This window comes from Flavobacterium bizetiae, assembly GCF_902804475.1.
GTDB lineage: Bacteria > Bacteroidota > Bacteroidia > Flavobacteriales > Flavobacteriaceae > Flavobacterium > Flavobacterium bizetiae.
This window is the reverse complement of sequence record NZ_CADCSU010000142.1, coordinates 18770-40015: the sequence shown is the minus strand read 5'-3', so window position 1 is coordinate 40015 and position 21246 is coordinate 18770. Positions and strand designations below refer to the sequence as shown.

The window sequence follows — 21246 nt, the reverse complement described above, 5'->3', positions numbered from 1 at the left end:
TAAATATAGCACAAAAAAAAGATCCAACTTCCGTTGGATCCTTTTTAATTTATATCAACTTGCAATTATGCTTGTTTGTGTTTTTCTTCAATTGTGTGTTTCTCATCAGTTGAAATCGTGTCTACCAATACTGGTGTAGCGATAAATAATGAAGAGTAAGTTCCTACCACAATACCTACTAACATCGCGAAGATAAATCCTCTGATAGATTCTCCACCAAAGATAAACATCGTCAATAATACAATGATCATCATTAATGACGTATTTAACGTTCTTGATAATGTAGTATTAATAGAAGCGTTTACAATATCTTCGAAACTACCTTTACGGTTTCCGATGATAAACTCTCTTACCCTGTCGAATACAATTACGGTATCATTCATAGAATAACCAATAACAGTAAGAATCGCAGCGATAAAGTGCTGATCCATTTCCATGTGGAAAGGCATGAATTTATAACATAAAGAGTAGATTCCTAATACAAAGATAACGTCATGCGCTACAGCTGCGATCGCTCCTAATGAATATTGCCATTTACGGAAAGAAACCATTAAGTATAAGAAAATTGCTGCCATTGCTCCAAGAACTGCCCAATATGAGTTAGTTTTGATATCTTCAGAGATAGAAGCTCCAACTTTAGAAGCTTGCAATACACCGATTCTTTTTCCGTCAAATGAGTTGATGAATTTATCGTAAGAAGTGTTTGGATAATACTTTTGCAATGCATTGTATAATTTTTGATTCACTTCTTCGTCGATAGCTACACCATCTTCTTTAATCTTATATTTTGTTGTAATTTTTAACTGATCATCATCACCTAAAATTTTAGCTTCAACAGGAGTTCCAAAAGCTGCAGATAACTCATCTGAAACAGTTGTAGCATCAATAGGTTTTTCAAATTTAACCTGAAATGTTCTTCCTCCAACAAAATCAACACCTTCATCTAATCCGTTCACAAAGAAGATAGAAGTTAAACTTACTACAACTACAATAGAAGAGAAGATATATGTGAATTTTTTGATTTTAATAAAGTCAAAGTGGAAATTAGTAAACCAGTTTTTAGTAATGTTTGTAGAGAAAGTTAAATCACCTTTTCCAGCAATATTTCTGTCGATGAAAATTCTAGCGATAAAAATTGACGTAAACATAGAAGTTACGATACCAATAAGTAAAGTTAAAGCAAAACCTTTAATTGGTCCTGTTCCAAAAATAAACAAGATAGCTCCAGTTAAAACGTGTGTTACGTTCGCATCAATAATAGAACGCATTGCTCCGTGCCATCCGTAAGAAGCAGCAACTGCCTCAGACAATGATTTACCTTCACGTAATTCTTCTTTTGCTCTTTCGTATATAATAATATTCGCATCTACCGCTGTACCTAATGTAAGTACGATACCTGCAATACCTGGTAATGTTAATACAAAACCAAAACTTGCCATAATTCCGAATAAGAAAAGTAAGTTCAATAATAATGCAAGATTAGCATACCAACCTGCTTTACCATAATAGAATACCATCCATAAACAAACTAATAAAAATCCTAATACAGATGAAATAGTACCTGCATCAATTGCAGCCTGACCTAAAGATGGTCCTACAACAGTTGATTGAACGATATCAGCAGAAGCCGGTAATTTACCTGCGTTTAATACGTTAGCTAAATCTTTTGTTTCAGCAACATCAAAAGAACCTGTAATTTCAGATCTTCCACCAGCAATTGGTCCGCTAGTAACACCCGGTGCAGAATATACGATGTTATCTAAAACAATTGCGATATAACCTTTTTGAGAGAAAGCTCTACCTGTTAATTCTTCCCAAACCTTAGCACCCTGGCTGTTCATTTGCATAGAAACAGCTGGTTTTCCTAATTGGTCAAAAGTATCTTTTGCATCAGTAACAACACCACCGCTCATTGCAGGAATGTTATCTCTGTTTCCTTTTAAAGCATACAATTCAACTACTTCAATATCTTTAGCAGTTTTGATATCTTTTGCCTGAGGATCTTTTATAGTCGTTGGTTTACTCCATACAAATTTTGCATTGTGCTGATCAGCTCCTAATAAAACTCTGATGTCAGCTCTTTTGAAATAGCTGTTTACAGCAGCTGTATCTTTTGGTGCAAAATAACCTAAAACTGGTCCACCACCCTGACCTACAATTTTGTCAAATAATGGATTGTTTCCTTTTTTAGTAGCAACTGAATCTTTAGCATCAGTTAATAAAGCATTTAATGAATCTTTAGCAACAGTTTTAGTTTCTGTTTTTTTAACTTCAGTCTTTTTTAAAGCCTCATTTGCAGCAACTAAGAAGTTACCGATTTCTTCAATTTTATAAGTTTCCCAAAACTCTAATTGAGCTTTTCCACCTAATAATTTTTTAATTCTATCCACATCCTTAGCACCTGGAAGCTCAACTAAGATTCTTCCTGTTTCTCCTAATTTCTGGATGTTTGGTTGTGTAACACCAAATTTGTCGATACGCTCTCTTAATACTTTGTAAGCACTTTCAACAGACTCATCAACTTTTCTTTTAATTACTTTTTGAACTTGCGAATCAGACATTTGAAAATCGATTCCACCTTCTCCTTGTAAACTTCTGTTTGCAAAAATATCAGGCGAAGCTAATTTTACTGTTCCATTTGAATTCGCTTCAAAAGCTTCAAAAAACTTATTTAAATACGTTTTGTTTCCTTCTAAATTTGCAGATGCATCAGCTAATGATTTATTAAATACTGGATTTTTAGAATTGTTAGCTAAACCTTTCAAAACATCTTTAATAGAAATTTGAAGAATCACGTTGATTCCTCCTTCTAAGTCAAGACCTTTATTAAGTTGTTTGTTTTTTACTTCATTATAAGTAAAATCCGAAAAACCAAGGTTGAACACTTTTTCTTTACCAATAGAATCTAAATATTTTAATTCCTTATCAGGATTATCTCCTGCAAAGGCTTTAGCCTCACTTTTGACATTATTTGCCACAAAAGTGAAAGAAAGTTGGTAAATACTTACCAATGCAAATAGAATTGCGAAAAATTTAATAAGTCCTTTATTCTGCATTATTACTAAAAATTAATTATGTTTTATTGTTTATTTTTGTTTTAAAGTCCCATAAAATAAGCCCTGACATGAGTTTTTAAAACTAAAAAATCGAGATCACGAATTACAACATTTTTTTTAAACCGAGCAAATATATAATTAACGAAAAGATTAACCAATTTATTTATTAATTAATCTTAAAAAAAAGACTGCAAAAGTGCAGTCTTTTCCTTTTTTTACGAAATTCGTTATACTAAAATCGATTTTAGAGCATCATTCATCCCTCTAACCGCATCTGCACTTTTAGCAAACAACGCTTTTTCCTGATCGTTTAATTTGATGTCTAAAATTTCTTCTACTCCGTTCTTACCAATTATACATGGTACTCCTATACATATATCGTTTTGCCCATATTCTCCTTCAACAAAAACAGAACATGCAATCATTTTTTTCTGATCGTTTAAAATACTGTCAACTAGGAAAGCAACAGAAGCTCCCGGCGCATACCAGGCTGATGTCCCTAAAAGACCTGTAAGTGTAGCTCCGCCTACCATAGTATCAGCAGCTACTTTTTGCAATACTTCTTCTGAAAGAAATTCTGTTACCGGAATTCCGTTATAAGAAGCCAAACGCGTTAAAGGAATCATTGTAGTATCACCATGACCTCCAATAACCATTGCCGAGATATCGTTTGCAGGTTTATCTAGAGCTAAAGAAAGATACGTTCTGAAACGAGAACTGTCTAACGCTCCTCCCATACCAATAATTCTGTTTTTTGGCAATCCTGTAGCTTTAAGAGCTAAATAAGTCATAGTATCCATTGGATTAGAAACTACAACAATTATAGTATTTGGAGAATATTTTAATACATTTTCAGCAACTGTTTTTACAATTCCTGCGTTTATACCAATCAATTCTTCACGAGTCATTCCTGGTTTTCTTGGAATTCCTGATGTAATTACTACTACATCACTTCCGGCAGTTTTAGAATAGTCATTGGTTACTCCAGATACTTTGGTATTAAAACCTGTATTTGTCGCACATTGCATAATATCCAACGCTTTTCCTTCGGCAAAGCCTTCTTTAATATCCAACAACACTACTTCGCTTGCAATTCCTCTATAAGAAATAACATCTGCACATGTAGCTCCAACATTTCCTGCTCCTACAATGGTAACTTTCATATTTTATACTTTATCGGTTATTAATTAATTTGTTTATTTGATAAAATCGACAATTCGTTTAATCGTTTAAGTAAATTTAAACAATTAAACGAATTGAGGATTAAAATTTATTATGCATCGATATTTGCGTAAACTGCATTTTTCTCGATAAATTCTCTACGTGGCGGAACTTCGTCTCCCATTAACATTGAGAAAACTCTATCAGCTTCGGCTAAACTATCAATAGTTACCTGACGTAAAGTTCTGAAACTCGGATCCATTGTAGTTTCCCATAATTGCTCCGCGTTCATCTCTCCAAGACCTTTATAACGTTGAATAGCAGCACTTCCTCCCATTCTCTCGTTGGCCTGGTCACGCTGAACATCGTTCCATGCATATTCTTTTTTGTTTCCTTTTTTAACTAAATATAAAGGTGGTGCTGCGATGTAAACGTGACCTTCTTCGATTAATTCTTTCATGAAACGGAAGAAGAACGTTAATATTAAGGTAGAAATGTGACTACCATCGACATCGGCATCACACATGATGATTACTTTATGATATCTTAGTTTTTCAAGATTTAAAGCTTTACTATCTTCTGCAGTACCAACGGTAACTCCTAAAGCGGTAAAGATGTTACGAATCTCTTCGTTTTCGAATACTTTATGATGCATCGCTTTTTCAACGTTCAAAATCTTACCACGTAATGGTAAAATCGCCTGAAAGTTACGATCACGACCTTGTTTTGCTGTTCCACCAGCCGAATCTCCCTCGACAAGGTAAACTTCACATCTTGCAGGATCCTGCTCAGAACAATCAGAAAGTTTTCCTGGCAATCCTCCACCGCCCATAACGGTTTTACGTTGTACCATTTCACGTGCTTTTTTAGCAGCGTGACGAGCTTGTGCAGCCAAAATTACTTTTTGGATAATGATTCGGGCATCATTTGGATTTTCTTCCAGATAATTCTCTAACATTTCTCCAACAGCCTGAGAAACCGGAGAAACTACTTCTCTGTTTCCAAGTTTAGTTTTGGTTTGTCCTTCGAATTGTGGTTCTGCAACTTTTACCGAAATAATAGCTGTTAATCCTTCACGGAAGTCATCTCCGGCAATTTCGAATTTCAGTTTATCCAGCATTCCGGATGCATCAGCGTATTTTTTAAGGGTTCTTGTTAAACCACTTCTAAAACCTTGTAAATGCGTTCCTCCTTCGTGCGTGTTGATGTTATTTACGTATGAGAAAATATTCTCTGTATAACTTGTATTGTAAATTAAAGCAACCTCAACCGGAATTTCACCTTTTTCGTGATCCATGCTGATTACGTGAGAAATAATTGGCTCACGGTTACCATCTAAATAACGAATGTATTCTTTAAGACCTTCGTCTGAATGAAAAACTTCGCTTTTAAATTCGCCTTTTTCATCTACTTCTCTCTTGTCTGTAAACGTGATTGTAATTCCTTTGTTCAGGAAAGAAAGCTCACGCATACGAGCTGATAAAGTATCATAAGAGAATTCTATAGTTTGAGTAAAAATAGTATCATCAGGATAAAAAGTCTGACGTGTACCTCTTTTTTCTGTTTCTCCAATTTGTTTAACCGGGTATATTGCTTTACCTCTTTCGTACTCCTGCTCGTAGATTTTACCTTCTCTAAAAACAGTAGATTTCATATGAACCGAAAGTGCATTTACAACCGAAACCCCAACACCGTGTAAACCTCCGGAAACTTTATAAGAATCTTTATCGAATTTACCTCCGGCACCAATCTTGGTCATTACTACTTCAAGTGCCGAAACACCTTCTTTTTTATGTAAATCAACTGGAATACCACGACCGTTATCTTCAACTGTTACTGAACCGTCTTCGTTAATTGCAACACCAATAGTATCACAATGTCCTCCCATCGCCTCATCAATAGAGTTATCAACAACCTCATAAACCAAATGATGTAGCCCTCGAACTCCCACATCTCCAATATACATCGATGGACGCATTCTTACGTGCTCCATTCCTTCTAATGCCTGAATACTATCTGCTGAATAATTGTTCTTCTTGATTTCTTCGCTCATATAATTTATTCTAAAAAATGTAATTATTGTCTAACACGCAAATATATAAAAACGCAAATTATATATCCGTTAAAATACCATTTAAAGCGCTTAAGTTATTAACATATTATCAAAAAAAGTCTAATAAAACAACCACAATCAATTTTAAAATGGAATTTTTTAAAATTCTCAATAGTAATAGAAAATTTCAATCCCAAAGCCTCGCAATAAATTCTGAATTCCAACACTTAAAAGACTTTAAAAACAAAATCCGAAACGACAATTTAATGTCATTCCGGATTTTGGAATTTGGAAATTTCAATATCGAAATTTTCCTTTTTTTATTATTTCTTATTAAAATCTCCTGCGTAAACTGAAGTCATTTTATCCAGACTTAAATACTTTCTTAAAACTATATTTACTTCTTCGACTTTTAACGCTTTAACTTTAGTTTCTAATGTATCATAATCTTCTAACGGAATTCCGTATTGCAAATAAGTGTTTACAAGATTCATTAAAGTATCATCACTACCCAATCTTGTTTTTCTTTCATTTTGCCAACTCACCAGGTTTGCTTTTAGCTCATCAGCTGTAAAACCATCTTTCAATGCTTTTGCAATTTCCTCTTTTGTAGCGGTTTCAACAGCATTCTTTTTAGTCGGATTTAAAAAAGCATAATACGACCATGAAGCAACATCACTTGTAATAGGCACATCAATAAATGAACCTGCTCCGTAACTTATCCCTTCTTTTTCTCTCAATCTCATCGGAATTCTTGCGCTTAAAAATCCTCCGCTTCCTATTATTTCATTAGCCATTACAAATGCAGGGTAATCTGCACTGCTTCTTGTCATTTTAAAACCAATTCTACCAAGCGCTACCGCATTTTCTTTATCCGGAGTTATAAAATCTTTATCTGATACTTTTGTTTCAAAATAAGTAGGTTTAGCTAATTCATAGTTTGATTTTGAATTCCATTTCCCAAAAGTATTTTCTAAAATCTCAGCTGTAGATTTTCCTTCTAAATCTCCTACCACACTTCCAACTCCATTATTTCCTCCCAGAATATTTTTATAAAAATCTACAATTTCAGTTTGCTTGATTTTTTTAAATGCATCTATTTGTTCCTGAAGCGTTGGTGTATAAAAAATACTTCCTTTAGGGTAATTTGTCGTTTGTCTTGAAAGTTCCGTAAAAGCAACTGATTGCGGATCATTTAGATTTGCTTCTAAATAAGTGTTGTATTCACTGATTGTCTTTGTCAGCTCATTTTCAGGAAAAGTAGAATTTGTCAGTAAATCGTTTAAAATCTCCATTACTTCTTTAAAATTCTCTTTGTAAGTACTAATATTTACTGATAAAGTTTGTCTTGTAAAATTAAAATAAATACTTGATTTTAATTGATCTAAGCGATCGCTGATTTGTTCTTTAGTTCGTGTTTTCGTTCCTGTTTTTAACAACTGAGCCAAAATTCCTCCAGTATCTGATTTTCCGGTTAAATCCTTTTCGTTACTTACAGGAAACTGAAAACTAGCCTGAACCTTTCCGCCTTTTATTTCTTTTTTGATCAGGCCATATTTTGTACCATTGCTCAATTTGCCTTCTACAAAATTTTGTTTTAAGTTTTTGATAGAAGCTTCAAAAGCAGCTGCTTCTTTCTCTAAAGCTTTTCCTTTGTAATCTTTGGTTAAAGCCAGTAATTGCTCATCTGTATATTCTGCCGGTTTTACTCTTTGCTCGTCTTTAGACGGAATAAAAACTCCAACTGTTCTGTTATTGCTTCTAAAATACTTTTCAGCAACTCTTTGTATATCTTCTTTTGTTAGGTTTTCGACAGCATCTCTGTACAAAAATCCTAATCTGTAATCTCCCGCGCCAATAATCTCAGTAAGATTTATAGCAAATGAAATTGTATTGTTTTTTATACCTTCAATTTGTTTGATAATTTTTGCTTTGGCTCTGCTTACATCTTCATCGGTATATTTAGTCGATCCTATTTTATCCAGTTCAGATCTTACAATATCTTTTGTAACCTTAACATCTTTATCGTTAGGAACGGCAACTCCAAAATACATAAAACTAGCATCTCTGGTTGTTGGCTGCCAAAAATAAATACTCGATACTTTTTGGGTTTCTACCAATGTTTTATATAAATAACCCGAAGGATCAGCCGTTAGAATCTCTCCTAAAGCATCAAGCGCAGCATAATCTTTATCTACATAAGCAGCGGTATGATATAACGCGCCAATATTTTTACTGTCTCCTGCTCTGTTTAATTCAACATATTTTTCTCCGTCCTGAGCCGGTTCGATCGTATAGGTTTTATCCAGCGTTCTTTTAGGTTTTGGAATTGCTCCAAAATATTGCCCCACATATTGCAGTGCTTTTTGCTCATCAAACTTTCCGGCAATTATTAAAATTGAATTATCAGGCTGGTAATATTTCTCATAAAAAACCCTTAGCGTTTTGGCTTTTACGCGTTCAATATCTTCTTTACTACCAATGGTACTTCTTCCGTAATTGTGCCATACATAAGCCGAAGACAAAATTCTTTCCTGCAAAACTCCATCCGGATTATTTTCGCCAATTTCGAATTCGTTTCTAACTACTGAGAATTCTTTATCAAGATCGGTTTGTAAAATAGTCGCGTTGATCATTCGATCGGCTTCCATTTCGATACTCCATTTTAGATTTTCATCATTCGAAGGAAAAACTTCATAATAATTTGTTCGGTCTAACCAGGTTGTTCCGTTTGCATTTCCTCCTTTGTCAGAAAGCATTTTTTTAATATCTCCTAAATTTTTGGTACTTTTAAAAAGCATGTGTTCCAGCAAGTGCGCCATACCTTTTTCACCATAACCTTCATTTCTTGAACCTACATTATAAACAATATTCACGACCATATTGCTTTGGGAAGCATCGGGAATAAACAGTACTTTCAAGCCGTTATTCAGCGAATATTCTTTTACGCCTTCGACATTTTTGATGTACTTTGGGGTTTCAGTCTTTTTTTGTGCATAAACTGAAGAAAATGAAACAAGAGAGCAGCATAAGACACTGCTTAATAATAAGTTTCTCATAGATTACAGTTAAAGGATTAGTTAATTTTTGGTAACCAAATATAGTTTTTTTCCTAAACACAATACATCAATATTAACTTACTTTTAGTAATTTACGGCAAACCGTAATAGCAAAATTTACGCACAAAAAAAATCCGAAACCAACACTTATAATGCTGTTTCGGATTTTATATTATTTTAATCCAAATTGGAATTTGGAATTTATTAATTGACATTTAAAAAGCTAAACCTCTACTCCAGATTTTACGCTTTCGAAATTTCCTTTTAAGTGTGCAGCATTAGCTCTTCCACTCGGATCCTGATTTTCCTGCCATTTCGGAATCCATTTTCGTACTGTTTGCGCAGCACTAACTTGCGGATAAAATTTATGAAAAATTGATCTGTAAAGATACGCTTCTTTTGTTGTTGGTGAATTATACGGAAATTCAGCACTTGCTCCGGCCAATTGTTCATCTGAAACCTGAGTTGCACAATATTCAATCAATTCATCAATCCAGCTATATCCTACTCCATCAGAAAACTGTTCTTTTTGTCTCCATAAAACCTCAGCTGGCAAATATGGATGTTCAGGAGTATCGAATGCTTTTCTTAAAATGTATTTTTCGACACCATCGTATGTTTTAGGCTGTTTTTCTTCGGTTTTAACACGAATAGCAACATCTAAAAAATCTTTGTCTAAAAACGGAATTCTGGCTTCTAGTCCGTGTGCCATTGTTGTTTTATCGGCACGCAATAAATCGGCTGTAAATAACTTTTGAACTCTTTCGATGGTTTCATCCTGAAATTCTTCTGCAGAAGGTGCATTTCTAAAATACAAATGTCCTCCAAAAATCTCATCAGCGCCTTCACCGGAAAGAATTACTTTTACTCCCTGATCTGCGATTGCCTTAGATAATAAATACATTGGCACACTAGATCTTACCGAAATAATATCATAAGTCTCGATATGGTAAATTACTTTTTCTAAAACAGCAACACCTTCTTCTACCGTAAAATGTATTTCGTGATGATCTGTACCTAAAAATTCAGCTGCTTTTCTAGCCATAATATTATCTGGCGAATCAGCATCTAAACCTATAGAAAAAGAAGGCAACTTTTTACCACTATCTTTTAATAATCCCGAAGCAATTGACGAAATCAACGAAGTATCTAAACCTCCCGATAATATTACACCAACAGGAACTTCACTTAACAAACGTTTACGGGTTGCCTCGATTAAGGATTCACGTACCAAAGCAAAATCTAAAGCTTTATTAGCATTAGAATGATCTTCGTATTCTGGGTTATAATATTTTACAAAACCTGTTTTTCCGGTATAATAATGTCCCGGAGGAAACGTAGAAAATGATTTACACTGATCTGCGATTGATTTCATTTCTGAAGAAAAATAAATCCTTCCTCTTTCGTCCAGTCCGTAATATAAAGGTTTAACACCAACAGCATCTCTTGCCGCAATATAATTATCACCATCGATAATTACAAAAGCAAAATCGCCATCAAGCATATTACAAAACTTATATCCAAACTCTTCGTACAAATGCACGATGACTTCAGAGTCTGATTTTGTTCTAAAAGTATGGTTTTTTAAAACAGTATCTTTCAATTCCTGATAGTTATAAATTTCTCCATCATGCACCATCCAGGCCTTGTTTGTTCCCTGAATGGGTTGTTTACCCGATTTAAGATCAATAATCGATAAACTTTCATGGCAAATGATACTTCCATTTTCCATAATATGCAAATCACTTTCATCAGGACCACGATGCGACATTCTTGTAGAAAGCTCTTTTACGAGTTGCGGGTCTTTTCCTTTACCTATAACAGCCAATAATCCAGACATACTATTCTATTTTTTTATTTCTTTTAAGTTTTACTCACAACTAAAAGAGGTAAGCCCAATATAAAACCTTTTTATAATCCTCTAATTTTCAGCTAAAACAAAATTATAGTTTTAGCTTTTTTTGTATTTATATCGCTACAATATAAGCGATTTTAACATTGTTTTGGCTAATGCCAAATATAGAAAAGAAACTTAAATAATTATTGAAAAATAATTTTAAGTCACTGAAATAACAGAATTTAACATTATAAGACAAGAAAAACGCTCTCAGGATTGAGAACGTCTTTCGGAAATATAATATATACTAATTCTAAAAATTCCTTTTTTATGCTTTCGCGTAAGCGTCATCATGCACACTTGCAACGGCTCTTCCTGAAGGATCGTTCATGTTTTTGAAAGCTTCATCCCACTCTAATGCAATTTTTGTACTACAAGCTACACTTGCTTCCTGAGGCACACATAATGCTGCTGCATCACTTGGGAAATGTTCTGCGAAAATTGAACGGTAGTAATACTCTTCTTTAGAAGTTGGGGTTTGCAATGGGAATTTGTATTTCGCATTTGCCAATTGCTCGTCTGAAACTTCTTTGGCTACCACTTCTTTCAAAGTATCGATCCAGCTGTATCCTACTCCATCAGAAAATTGTTCTTTTTGTCTCCATGCTACACTTTCCGGCAACATATCTTCAAAAGCTTTACGAACAACCCATTTTTCCATCGGGTGTTCTTTGTTGATCATTTTATCTTGTGGGTTGATGCGCATCGCAACATCCATAAATTCTTTGTCTAAGAACGGTACACGACCTTCGATTCCCCATGCTGCCAAACTTTTGTTGGCACGTAAACAATCGTACATGTGTAATTTACCTAACTTACGAACGTTTTCTTCGTGAAATTCTCTTGCGTTTGGTGCTTTATGGAAATATAAATATCCTCCAAACAACTCATCTGCACCTTCACCTGACAATACCATTTTAATTCCCATTGATTTAATAACTCTCGCCATTAACCACATTGGAGTTGATGCTCTAACTGTAGTTACATCATACGTTTCTAAGTTGTAAATTACATCACGAACTGCATCTAAACCTTCCTGAATCGTAAATTTGATTTCATGGTGAATTGTTCCGATATGTTTTGCTACCACCTGAGCTGCTGCTAAATCAGGAGAACCGTCTAATCCCACTGAGAAAGAGTGCAATTGTGGATACCACGCATCTGTTGTATCATCTGACTCAATACGTTTTTGAGCAAATTTTTTGGCTACAGCCGAAGTAATAGACGAATCTAAACCTCCTGAAAGTAAAACTCCGTAAGGAACATCACTCATTAATTGCCTGTGAACCGCTGCTTCTAAAGCTTCTTTAATCGCTGGAATACTAGTTTCGTTGTCTTTTACTGCATCATAATCTGTCCAGTCTCTTTTGTACCATTGTACAAATTCACCGTCTTTGCTTGTCATATAATGTCCTGGAGGAAACAATTCGATTTTTGTACAATATCCTTCTAAAGCTTTCAATTCAGAAGCTACGTAGAAAGTTCCGTGTTGATCCCAACCAATGTATAATGGAATAATTCCCATATGGTCACGAGCAATAAAATACTCATCTTTCTCTACATCATAGATTGCAAATCCGAAGATTCCGTTCATTTCATCTACAAAATGAGGTCCTTTTTCTTTGTAAAGCGCTAAGATAACCTCACAATCACTTTCTGTCTGAAAGTTATATTTTCCTTCAAATTGTTTACGCAATTCTCTGTGGTTGTAAATCTCACCATTTGCAGCCAAAACCAATTTTTTATCTTCTGTAAATAAAGGTTGTTTTCCTGAAGCTGGATCTACAATCGCCAAACGCTCATGAGAAAGAATTGCTTTATCATTGCTGTAAATTCCGCTCCAGTCCGGTCCACGGTGACGAATGATTTTAGACATTTCTAATACTTGAGGTCTTAAGGTTTCGGCTTTTTGTTTTAGATCAAAGGCACATACGATTCCACACATAACTATATATTTTTATTTTTAAATTTTATTTTGATAAGGCAAAGATGCGTTAACGGTTACGATTGAAAAACACAAATACTAATTTCAGTTATAATTTTAAACCATAATTTTAATTTTACATATAAAATGTAAAATTTTAACACTAAAAAAAGGCTCAAACTTGAAAATTTCAATTTCAGGCTCAAACAAAGCACAAATCACAAGGTTTTAAAAAGATCTTTGAATTAAACTTTATGATATTTCAAAATCATTGAAACATTCACAAAGAGAAGAAAGAAAATAGTCGAAGAATTATTGTTTTTGTCAATCTTGTCATTTCAACGTAAGGAGAAATCACACTAGAAACTCGATAAAGACTGGCGATTTTTCTAAACGCAATAAACCCGACAGGTTTTAAAAAACTGTCGGGTTTACGATACGGAATTTCTACATGACTTTGACTTTGGTCAGTCTGACAAGATTGTGTGTTTAGCCCGCAAACCTTTGTCAAAGTTTAAAACTTTGACAAAGGTCTTATAGACAATAATCTATTTACGAAACACTCTCAATTGTATAATGCGTCTTATTTATTTCAAATTGAAACCCAACTTTATTCCCCATCAAATGCGAACCAAGCGGAGATTGAGGAGAAAGCGCAATAACATTTATACCATCAATAGTAATTTTAGGAAGCGCCACACTTACATACAAATAAATTCCGTTGGCTTTTACCAAACTTCCTGAAATGATATTTTCAGTTGTTTTTGTGGGATCTATTTTATCTAAAATCGCTTTTTGGGTTATCGCTTCTTTTAGTTTATTGGTAAGTTTTTCCTGCTCGATATGCATCATCGACAAAGCAGTTTCATGCTTATCTCCGGCGGAACCTTTTGCATCGTTTTTAGAATCTTCGGTCAAAGCCCAAATCATGTCTCTAAAAACGTCGATTCGGTCCTGAACCATTTGCAGGTAATGTGAATGTATTTTTTGTTTGAATTCCATTTTTTTTAGGTACTGAGGTTCTAAGTTACAAAGGTGCAAAGGTTTTTCTTCTTTGTGTAATTTATTATTCAAAAAAAGCATCGGGATAAATCACTTTTCCTCTTACTCCTGATAATCCATTTTTTGCTAAAACGGCCACCATGCAATTTTCTGCAGGAACATCAAAAGGCATTTCGATTCCGTACTTATTGGTTAATTCATATCCAAATCTTGGATAATATTTTTCATGTCCCAATAATATAATTGACTTATAGCCTAATTCTTTGGCTACTTCGTGACTGTACAAAATTAATTTTGAGCCCACTCCTTTTCCCTGAAATTCAGGCAAAACTGAAACCGGAGCCAATGCTAAAGATTCATAGGTATCTATATCATTTTCGATTTCAAGTTTGGTTAATAAAATATGTCCAACAATTTTATTATCTACTTCGGCAACAATCGATAATTCCGGAATAAAAGTATTTGACTTTCTTAATCTCTCTACCAAAAATTGTTCTTTATGATCACTGTATTCTTCATTTTCAAAAGCTTTTTGTATTACCTGAAAAACACTTTTGTGATCTTGTTCCGTTTCTTGTCTTAATTTAATTTCCATTCTAAACATTTTAATTTATTCAACTTATCTAACCGCAAAGGGCGCTAAGTTTTTTTTATATTAAAGTCTAAATAAAAATGTTAAGCGCGTGAGATTATGTACTCGATTCTTTCAATCCCTAAGTCCGGGAATAACACAAAGATCGACCAAAAAAGCATGAGTTACAAGTTCCGAAATATTTAAATTAATTCAGGAATGTATAGCTTAAAAGTCATTCGAAAAACTTTGTTTCTGATAGTTATTGCGAAATAATTCTACCAATTTAACGAATTCCATAACAATTTAATTTTACCCAAAAGCAGGTAAAGATTTTCTGCTTAGAATATTTTCAGAGAAAAAAAACTTTGCGGTTATTTTTCTATCCGGAACCTAAAATTTTACCACAAAGAACACAAAGATTTTATACGTAGAAGATTTCTTAAAAACACAAAGTTCGAAAAGCTTTATGTTGAACTAGCTTTGCGAACTTTGTGTTTTATGTATTAGCGTAAAAAAAAACTTTAAGCGCTTTGCGGTTAAAAAACCTTAAAAATCGAATTTATAATTTGCTCCAACTAATACCTGAAATCCTTGTACAGGATAATTAAGCCATTTTTCGTAAGCCTGATTTCCAATATTATTCAGTTTTAAGAAACAAGTTAAACGTTCGTTGTATTTGTATCCTAAATGCGCGTTGGCATCAAAATAGCTTTTTAATGTTGTAATAACAGGATCAGTTCCTAAATCTAAGTTCGACTGCATGTCTTTACGTTCTCCTACAAAGAAAACATTTAAACCTGCATACCATTGTTTCGTAATATTTACATCAAGATTCGAACTTATTTTCATTGAAGGTAAATTCCATGCTTCTACACCATCGTATTTGTAGCTATTGAAAGTTCCGTTGATTCCAAAAGAAACATTTCTTGAAAAATCAGCTTTTAATTCTCCGTAGAAACGGAAGGTTCTCACATCATCATAAACTACTCCAAAAGAGTTTCCGAAAGCATAATTCTGGTTGGAGAAATCCTCTGTATAATCATTGCCTTTGTACAATGCTTTGTCTTTTTCGTTTAAATACGAACCTGTCAGGTTATAATTGATATTGTTTGCCAATTTACCTTTTAAACCTGCAAAAACAGTATACTGATTACTTGTTGGACGCATATTTAATGTTGGAGATAAAAACGGATTATCATTCACAAAATCAGCGTAGGAGTTTTGCTCTAAACTACCATTTACTCCCGTGTAGAAAATCATTAAATCGCCTACTAATTTATAAGAAGCATTTACTTTGGGATAGATAAAAAACTTGTTTCCGCTGTTTTCAGAATCTAAACCATAGAACAATCCAGCTCCTAACTCAAGTGTCCAGTCGTTTTCAAGAATTACAAAACTTGGTTCGATCCCAAAATTTGTCAAACTGTATTTCAATGGACTTGTATTATCACGAGCATAATTATGTTCAAAAGATCCGCTTACGTGATCCACAATAATATTCGTGTTTATCGATTGATCCATTACTTCTACCCTGAAAGAAGGCTTTACATAAAAACGATTTTCTGAAGAAGAAAAACTATCTGAGAAATGCGTGAATTTAGTAGATATTTTACTAAAAATCCCTTCATTAAATTCGATATTTCCACCTAAAGAAATGGTATTATAAGAGTGATTTGGATTGATTCCTCTAATTAAATCATCGCGCGTTTGTCCTGCTAAAGTCGATCCAAAATCAGCCGGTAAACCATACCAGTTATAAATCTGATTTTGATATCCTAAATCAACGTTCCATGACATATCACGATTGTTTACACCGTAACCTACATTTAATGCAGTATCATAAAACTCATCATTTAAATCTACATCTTTAATTCCGCCCTGCGAAGAGTGATGACGAAACATTCCCGCTACATAATCGTTGTTTCCTAAATCCTGATTCACGAATAATTCAGCATTTAGAGTTCCATAATTTCCAACTCCTAAAGTTGCATAATTATTAAACAGTTTTTCTCTTTTTGATTTCTCAACACCTTCTGCTTTTCCTTTTGATGGCGTAAAAGTCGAAGCCACAGGAACCGACAAAATACTATATTTAATAGTTTCTTTTGGCTGATTTCCAGTATCGTCAAGCGAAGGCGTTTCCTTTACTTTAAAGGCATCTGAAATTGTTGGCGAATAGGGTTTTACCACATTTACTGTTTCAGTACCAATTGTTTCTTCTTTTTTCTTTTGAGCAAACGAAACCTGGACAACAAACAATACTAGTAAAATGATGATTTTATTCTGGCAATTAATTCTCATATTTCTTTATTTTGAGAGAATAAGAAAAAAGAGCAAAGAAGCAAGACTTCTCTTCGATTCCTAAATTTCTCTATATTTTTTATTATATTTTCTAATATCTTTCTTCTTTGTTCTATTCTCTTTGTTCTTTATTCTATTATCTCTAAACTAAGCTTCCCACTCACCTTTGGCTACAAACTGAGCTTTTCCTCCTATTTGAATATCAAAGTCGTTATCGTTTAAACTTCCTTTAAAATAAATTTGCGATGGACGGTTGATGTAGTCTCCCTGATAGTTAATCAAGTCAATTTCAGGTTTATGATATTTTAATAGAAAAGCTTGCAAGCACGTACTCGCGCTTCCTGTTGCGGCATCTTCTACCAATTGATTGTGTTCGATACACAACATTCGGCTAAACAATTTTGAACCTTCTAAATAATAAAAATACAAAGCCTGATGTGCTGTTTTGCAATTCTTTTTAAGCCAGTTTTCTGTTTTGTCTTTGTCTAAAACTAAATTCTCTAAAGCTCTTTTACTGCTTAATCCTACCATCACAAAAGCACTTCCGGTTGTTACTTCCTGAATTGGAAATTGGTTTTCAAAATCATGACTTTTCAGATTACTAAATACTGTAAAATCTTCTTTCGCAAAAATATCCCAAAACTTAGGCTGAGCAGCTTTTAACCAAATCAAACCTTCAGACTGATGAACTGAAATTGGCCCAATCGGAACATTTAATTTTATACTCTCCGGAGCATTATCAAATACTTTATTGATCAAAACCCACGAAGTTCCAATTATCGGATGTCCCGCAAATTGCATTTCCTGAGAGGGTGTAAATATTTTGATCTCGGCTTTATTATTTTCTATATCAAGTTTGGTGATAAAAGTGCTTTCGGCAAAATTAATTTCACGCGCAATTTGCTGCATTTCTACCGAACTTAAATTTCCCGCATCCAAAAAAACCGCCAATTGATTTCCGGCATATTTTTTATCAGCAAAAACGTCAACTATATAAAAGGGTAAACTCATAACTTGTAAAATGTGTTTTGTGAGATGTAAAATGTGTTTTTCGCTATGCTTCTTTTTACAGAAAACATTTTACTTTTCACTACTAAAAACTATTTATTAATCGAAGAATTTGTCTTAGACTCTTCTAATTTTATAGCGCTCAATTCTTTTTTAGCTTCTTCGACAACATCCGGATAATCGGTAAAATTGTTGATTACGTTATCTAAAATATAAGTCGCCTGATAACTGTCTTTTAATCCGTAGAAGTTTTTCGCCATTAAAACCAAACTCTTCGCTCCGTAATATTTATAAGCCGAATAGTTTTTAGCCAATTTCTGAACCGAAACATTTGATGCATCAAACTTGCCTTCTTTTGTTTTAAAATAAGCATCATAATACAACGCTTCTGCCGCTAATTCTCCTTTTGATGTTGCTGATAATTTCGCGTAAGCTGCTTTTGCTTTATCTTCATTACCCGTTTGCATTGCTGCGCGCGCTACAATAATTTGCGCATCGGCTTTTACGTTAGCATCTGCTTTTGCATTTTGCAATACTTTGTCTGCGTATACAACCGAGTTATCGTAATCTTTTTTGTCGTAGTAACATTTCATCAAATTCGCCTGAGCAAAACTTTTATTTTGAGAAGAATCAGCTTCATCGTCTAAACGTTTCAAGACCGGAATCGACTTATCGCAATCTTTTGCTTTTAAGTAAATCTGCGCTAATTTCATTAAAGATTGTTCTGTAAACTCACTTCTAGGCTGATCGATTACATATTGATAATTAGCTACTGATTTTGTTTCTGAACCTTCTGCATAATACAATTGTGCCAGATAAAAATTAGCTTCTAATGAATGTAATCCTGTTTGAAATTTATTGATATAACCTGTAAAACCGGTAATAGCCAGTTTGCTGTTATTTTGGCTGTATTGTTTAAATGCAGCATCATAAGTATCATTATCCAGTTCAGCATCTGTAACGGCAACAAAATCTAAAGTACGAACCCAGGTAGCATATTCATCTACTTTTCCTGAATCTACATAAATCAATCGTGCGGTCGAAACTGCTTCTAAAGCCTCCGGAGTTTTAGGGAATTCTGCCGCTACTTTTTTGAATTTAGTTAATGCCAAAGCATCACGATCTGAGTTGTAATAAATCAAACCTTGTTTTAAAATTGATTTTGAAGTAAAGGCTCCGTTTTTATATTCAGAAATTAAATGATCGTACGTTTTAAGTGCCTGATCGTTCTTTTTCTCCGCTGCATAAGTATTTCCTAATTCATACAAAGCATCGTCACGATACTCTGATTTTTTATACATCTGAAGGAAATTATTCAACTCATCGATTTTCTTATCATTTTTAGACATGAATCCGTAAGAAATCGCTTTTTGAAACTGAGCATAATCAGCATCAACACCTCTTGCTTCGATTGCTTTTGCGTAAGCTTCATTGGCAGCAGTGTATTTTGAATTTACAAAACGACAATCTCCCAAACGCAAATAAGAATCATTCAAACGAACTTTATCTTCTTTTGAGTTGTCGATTTGTGCCTGAAATGAATTTCCTGCCTGATCGTATTCTTTCAGTTTAAAATACGTGTATCCAATATTATAATTGATGTTTTTATATTCGTCGGTTGTTTTCGCCGCAGCCAATCCTGCAAATTGTTTGTAGCTCAACAATGCGTTCTGAAAATCTGCCGTAACATATTCGGTTTCTGCTTTCCAGAAAGTAGCACGTGCTGTAAATTCAGGTGTTTTTTGTTCGCTGATCGCACTTTTAAACATTTTTCCTGCTTCCTGATAATTCGATTCATTATACAATTCTAAACCTCTGTAAAAAAGCACTTTTTGGTACGCTGCTTTGTTTTCTGCCGATCTGTTTTTCTCTAATAAAGTCAACGCTTCTTTGTAGTTTTTAGTCGAAATATAAGAATCAACCAATAATTTTTCTACTTCAGATCTGCTAGAATTGTTTGGATATTTTTTAAGGAAATCAAGCAAAATTGCCGGAACAGTTTGATAAGCGTTTCCGATATCATAACTCACTTTAGCATAATTTAAAGCGGCATCTTCCTGAATTTGTGCATTAAAATCCATTTCAGATGCATTTTTAAAAGCGTTTAGAGCTTCTTGTTTTTTGCCTGTATTCAAATAACTTAAACCTAAATGGTAATACGCATTTTGCGCTACGAAATCTTTTCCTTCAATGATTTTATTGAATTGAGAAATCGCTTTTTCATAATCTTTTCGCTCATAATACGCATAACCTAATTGGTAGAAATCTGTATTATTCCACTTTCCTTTTTTACCTGCATATTGCTCTAAAAACGGAATTGCTTTGTCGTATTGTTTTAAATTGAAATAGCTTTCGCCGATGATTTTATTTAGTTCTGATTTCTCAAGCTCATTTGATTTAGACATCGCTTTTTGTCCTAAATCAATCGCTTTTTGAAAATTTCCTAATTTAAAGTTCATATCAGCCTGATAGTAAGACAGTTTTTCTTTGTACTTTTCTTCGCCTGAAACTTCATCAAAGTACTTGGTAGCTTCTTTATAATCATCACCTTCATACGCCATGAAACCTAAATAATATTTGGCCTGAGAACCAAATTCAGCAGAATTCACCACTTTATTAAAATAAGTAGTTGCTTCTTTTTTCTTTTTAGCATTAAAGTAAGCATAACCTTTCTGGAAATTAAACTTATCCGAGTCTGATTTGCTCATGTAACTTTCATCCACTTTATCAAACCATAACAGTGCTTTTGGATAATTTCCCTGTTCGAAGAAATATTGTGCAACCTCGATATAAGCCTGATTTTGTTTGGTACTTGTTGGATAATCTGTAACGAATTTTTCCATCAAAGCATCAGCATTCGCTTTGTTGGTTCTAATGGCACAATTGGCGATATAATAAGCACAATCTGACTGAACTTCTTCGGTGGTAGCATTGTTTTTTACATGTTCGAAAATAAGTTGTGCCGAGGCATATTGTTTGTCATTATATAAAGCCAGTGCTTTGTCAAATTCCTTTAAATCGTAAGTATAAATAGCTGATTTTTGTGCCGAAACTATGGTCGAAAAAAGGATAATTGGTAATAAAAAGAACCAGGAAAGTTTACGCATTTTAATTATATTTAGTATTCAAATGTATCATTTTATACCGTTTATAACGAAACGTTTCAGGCTTTTATTATGAACAAATTTTTTAATGCTTGTTATAAAACAGC

At 33.8% G+C, this 21246-nt stretch carries 11 protein-coding genes; all 11 read right to left on the bottom strand.

The annotated features are described in order from the left end of the window. Positions 1–65 precede the first annotated feature (65 nt). On the bottom strand, positions 66–3056 hold the full coding sequence (secDF, locus tag FLACOL7796_RS19485) for a protein translocase subunit SecDF (protein WP_173972463.1): 2991 nt from the start codon (positions 3054–3056) through the stop codon (positions 66–68). Positions 3057–3283: 227 nt separating this feature from the next. Next, positions 3284–4219: a malate dehydrogenase gene (gene mdh / locus FLACOL7796_RS19480; protein ID WP_173972462.1), complete on the bottom strand. Its 936-nt coding sequence runs from the start codon at positions 4217–4219 to the stop codon at positions 3284–3286. Between the two features lie 110 nt (positions 4220–4329). Beyond that, positions 4330–6270 (bottom strand): DNA topoisomerase (ATP-hydrolyzing) subunit B, encoded by a 1941-nt coding sequence (gene gyrB, locus FLACOL7796_RS19475; protein ID WP_173972461.1) that lies wholly within the window; start codon positions 6268–6270, stop codon positions 4330–4332. A 323-nt stretch (positions 6271–6593) separates the two neighbouring features. After that, complete coding sequence (locus FLACOL7796_RS19470; RefSeq protein WP_173972460.1) at positions 6594–9329, bottom strand: M16 family metallopeptidase; 2736 nt, start codon at positions 9327–9329, stop codon at positions 6594–6596. 223 nt (positions 9330–9552) lie between these two features. Then, the gene (gene asnB / locus FLACOL7796_RS19465) at positions 9553–11169 is read right to left on the bottom strand and encodes an asparagine synthase B (protein ID WP_173972459.1); all 1617 of its coding nucleotides are present in this window, start codon (positions 11167–11169) and stop codon (positions 9553–9555) included. 325 nt (positions 11170–11494) lie between these two features. Beyond that, on the bottom strand, positions 11495–13171 hold the full coding sequence (gene asnB / locus FLACOL7796_RS19460) for an asparagine synthase B (RefSeq protein ID WP_173972458.1): 1677 nt from the start codon (positions 13169–13171) through the stop codon (positions 11495–11497). Between the two features lie 531 nt (positions 13172–13702). Then, positions 13703–14152 (bottom strand): hypothetical protein, encoded by a 450-nt coding sequence (locus tag FLACOL7796_RS19455; protein WP_173972457.1) that lies wholly within the window; start codon positions 14150–14152, stop codon positions 13703–13705. A gap of 64 nt (positions 14153–14216) precedes the next feature. Next, positions 14217–14747, bottom strand: coding sequence for a GNAT family N-acetyltransferase (locus FLACOL7796_RS19450; protein ID WP_173972456.1), 531 nt, complete (start codon positions 14745–14747; stop codon positions 14217–14219). A 525-nt stretch (positions 14748–15272) separates the two neighbouring features. Continuing rightward, a complete protein-coding gene (locus tag FLACOL7796_RS19445) occupies positions 15273–17027 on the bottom strand; it encodes a TonB-dependent receptor (RefSeq protein WP_173972455.1) in 1755 nt (584 codons plus the stop codon). Between the two features lie 147 nt (positions 17028–17174). Further along, complete coding sequence (locus FLACOL7796_RS19440) at positions 17175–18038, bottom strand: PhzF family phenazine biosynthesis protein (protein ID WP_173972454.1); 864 nt, start codon at positions 18036–18038, stop codon at positions 17175–17177. Positions 18039–18127: 89 nt separating this feature from the next. Then, positions 18128–21142: a tetratricopeptide repeat protein gene (locus tag FLACOL7796_RS19435; protein WP_173972453.1), complete on the bottom strand. Its 3015-nt coding sequence runs from the start codon at positions 21140–21142 to the stop codon at positions 18128–18130. Positions 21143–21246: the final 104 nt, after the last annotated feature.

Bases quoted from the DNA above. Each gene is read 5' to 3' on its own strand.
- gyrB (WP_173972461.1), bottom strand. From the start codon at position 6,270: ATGAGCGAAGAAATCAAGAAGAACAATTATTCAGCAGATAGTATTCAG.
- asnB (WP_173972458.1), bottom strand. From the start codon at position 13,171: ATGTGTGGAATCGTATGTGCCTTTGATCTAAAACAAAAAGCCGAAACC.
- secDF (WP_173972463.1), bottom strand. From the start codon at position 3,056: ATGCAGAATAAAGGACTTATTAAATTTTTCGCAATTCTATTTGCATTG.
- FLACOL7796_RS19450 (WP_173972456.1), bottom strand. From the start codon at position 14,747: ATGGAAATTAAATTAAGACAAGAAACGGAACAAGATCACAAAAGTGTT.
- FLACOL7796_RS19445 (WP_173972455.1), bottom strand. From the start codon at position 17,027: ATGAGAATTAATTGCCAGAATAAAATCATCATTTTACTAGTATTGTTT.
- asnB (WP_173972459.1), bottom strand. From the start codon at position 11,169: ATGTCTGGATTATTGGCTGTTATAGGTAAAGGAAAAGACCCGCAACTC.
- FLACOL7796_RS19455 (WP_173972457.1), bottom strand. From the start codon at position 14,152: ATGGAATTCAAACAAAAAATACATTCACATTACCTGCAAATGGTTCAG.
- FLACOL7796_RS19470 (WP_173972460.1), bottom strand. From the start codon at position 9,329: ATGAGAAACTTATTATTAAGCAGTGTCTTATGCTGCTCTCTTGTTTCA.
- FLACOL7796_RS19440 (WP_173972454.1), bottom strand. From the start codon at position 18,038: ATGAGTTTACCCTTTTATATAGTTGACGTTTTTGCTGATAAAAAATAT.
- FLACOL7796_RS19435 (WP_173972453.1), bottom strand. From the start codon at position 21,142: ATGCGTAAACTTTCCTGGTTCTTTTTATTACCAATTATCCTTTTTTCG.
- mdh (WP_173972462.1), bottom strand. From the start codon at position 4,219: ATGAAAGTTACCATTGTAGGAGCAGGAAATGTTGGAGCTACATGTGCA.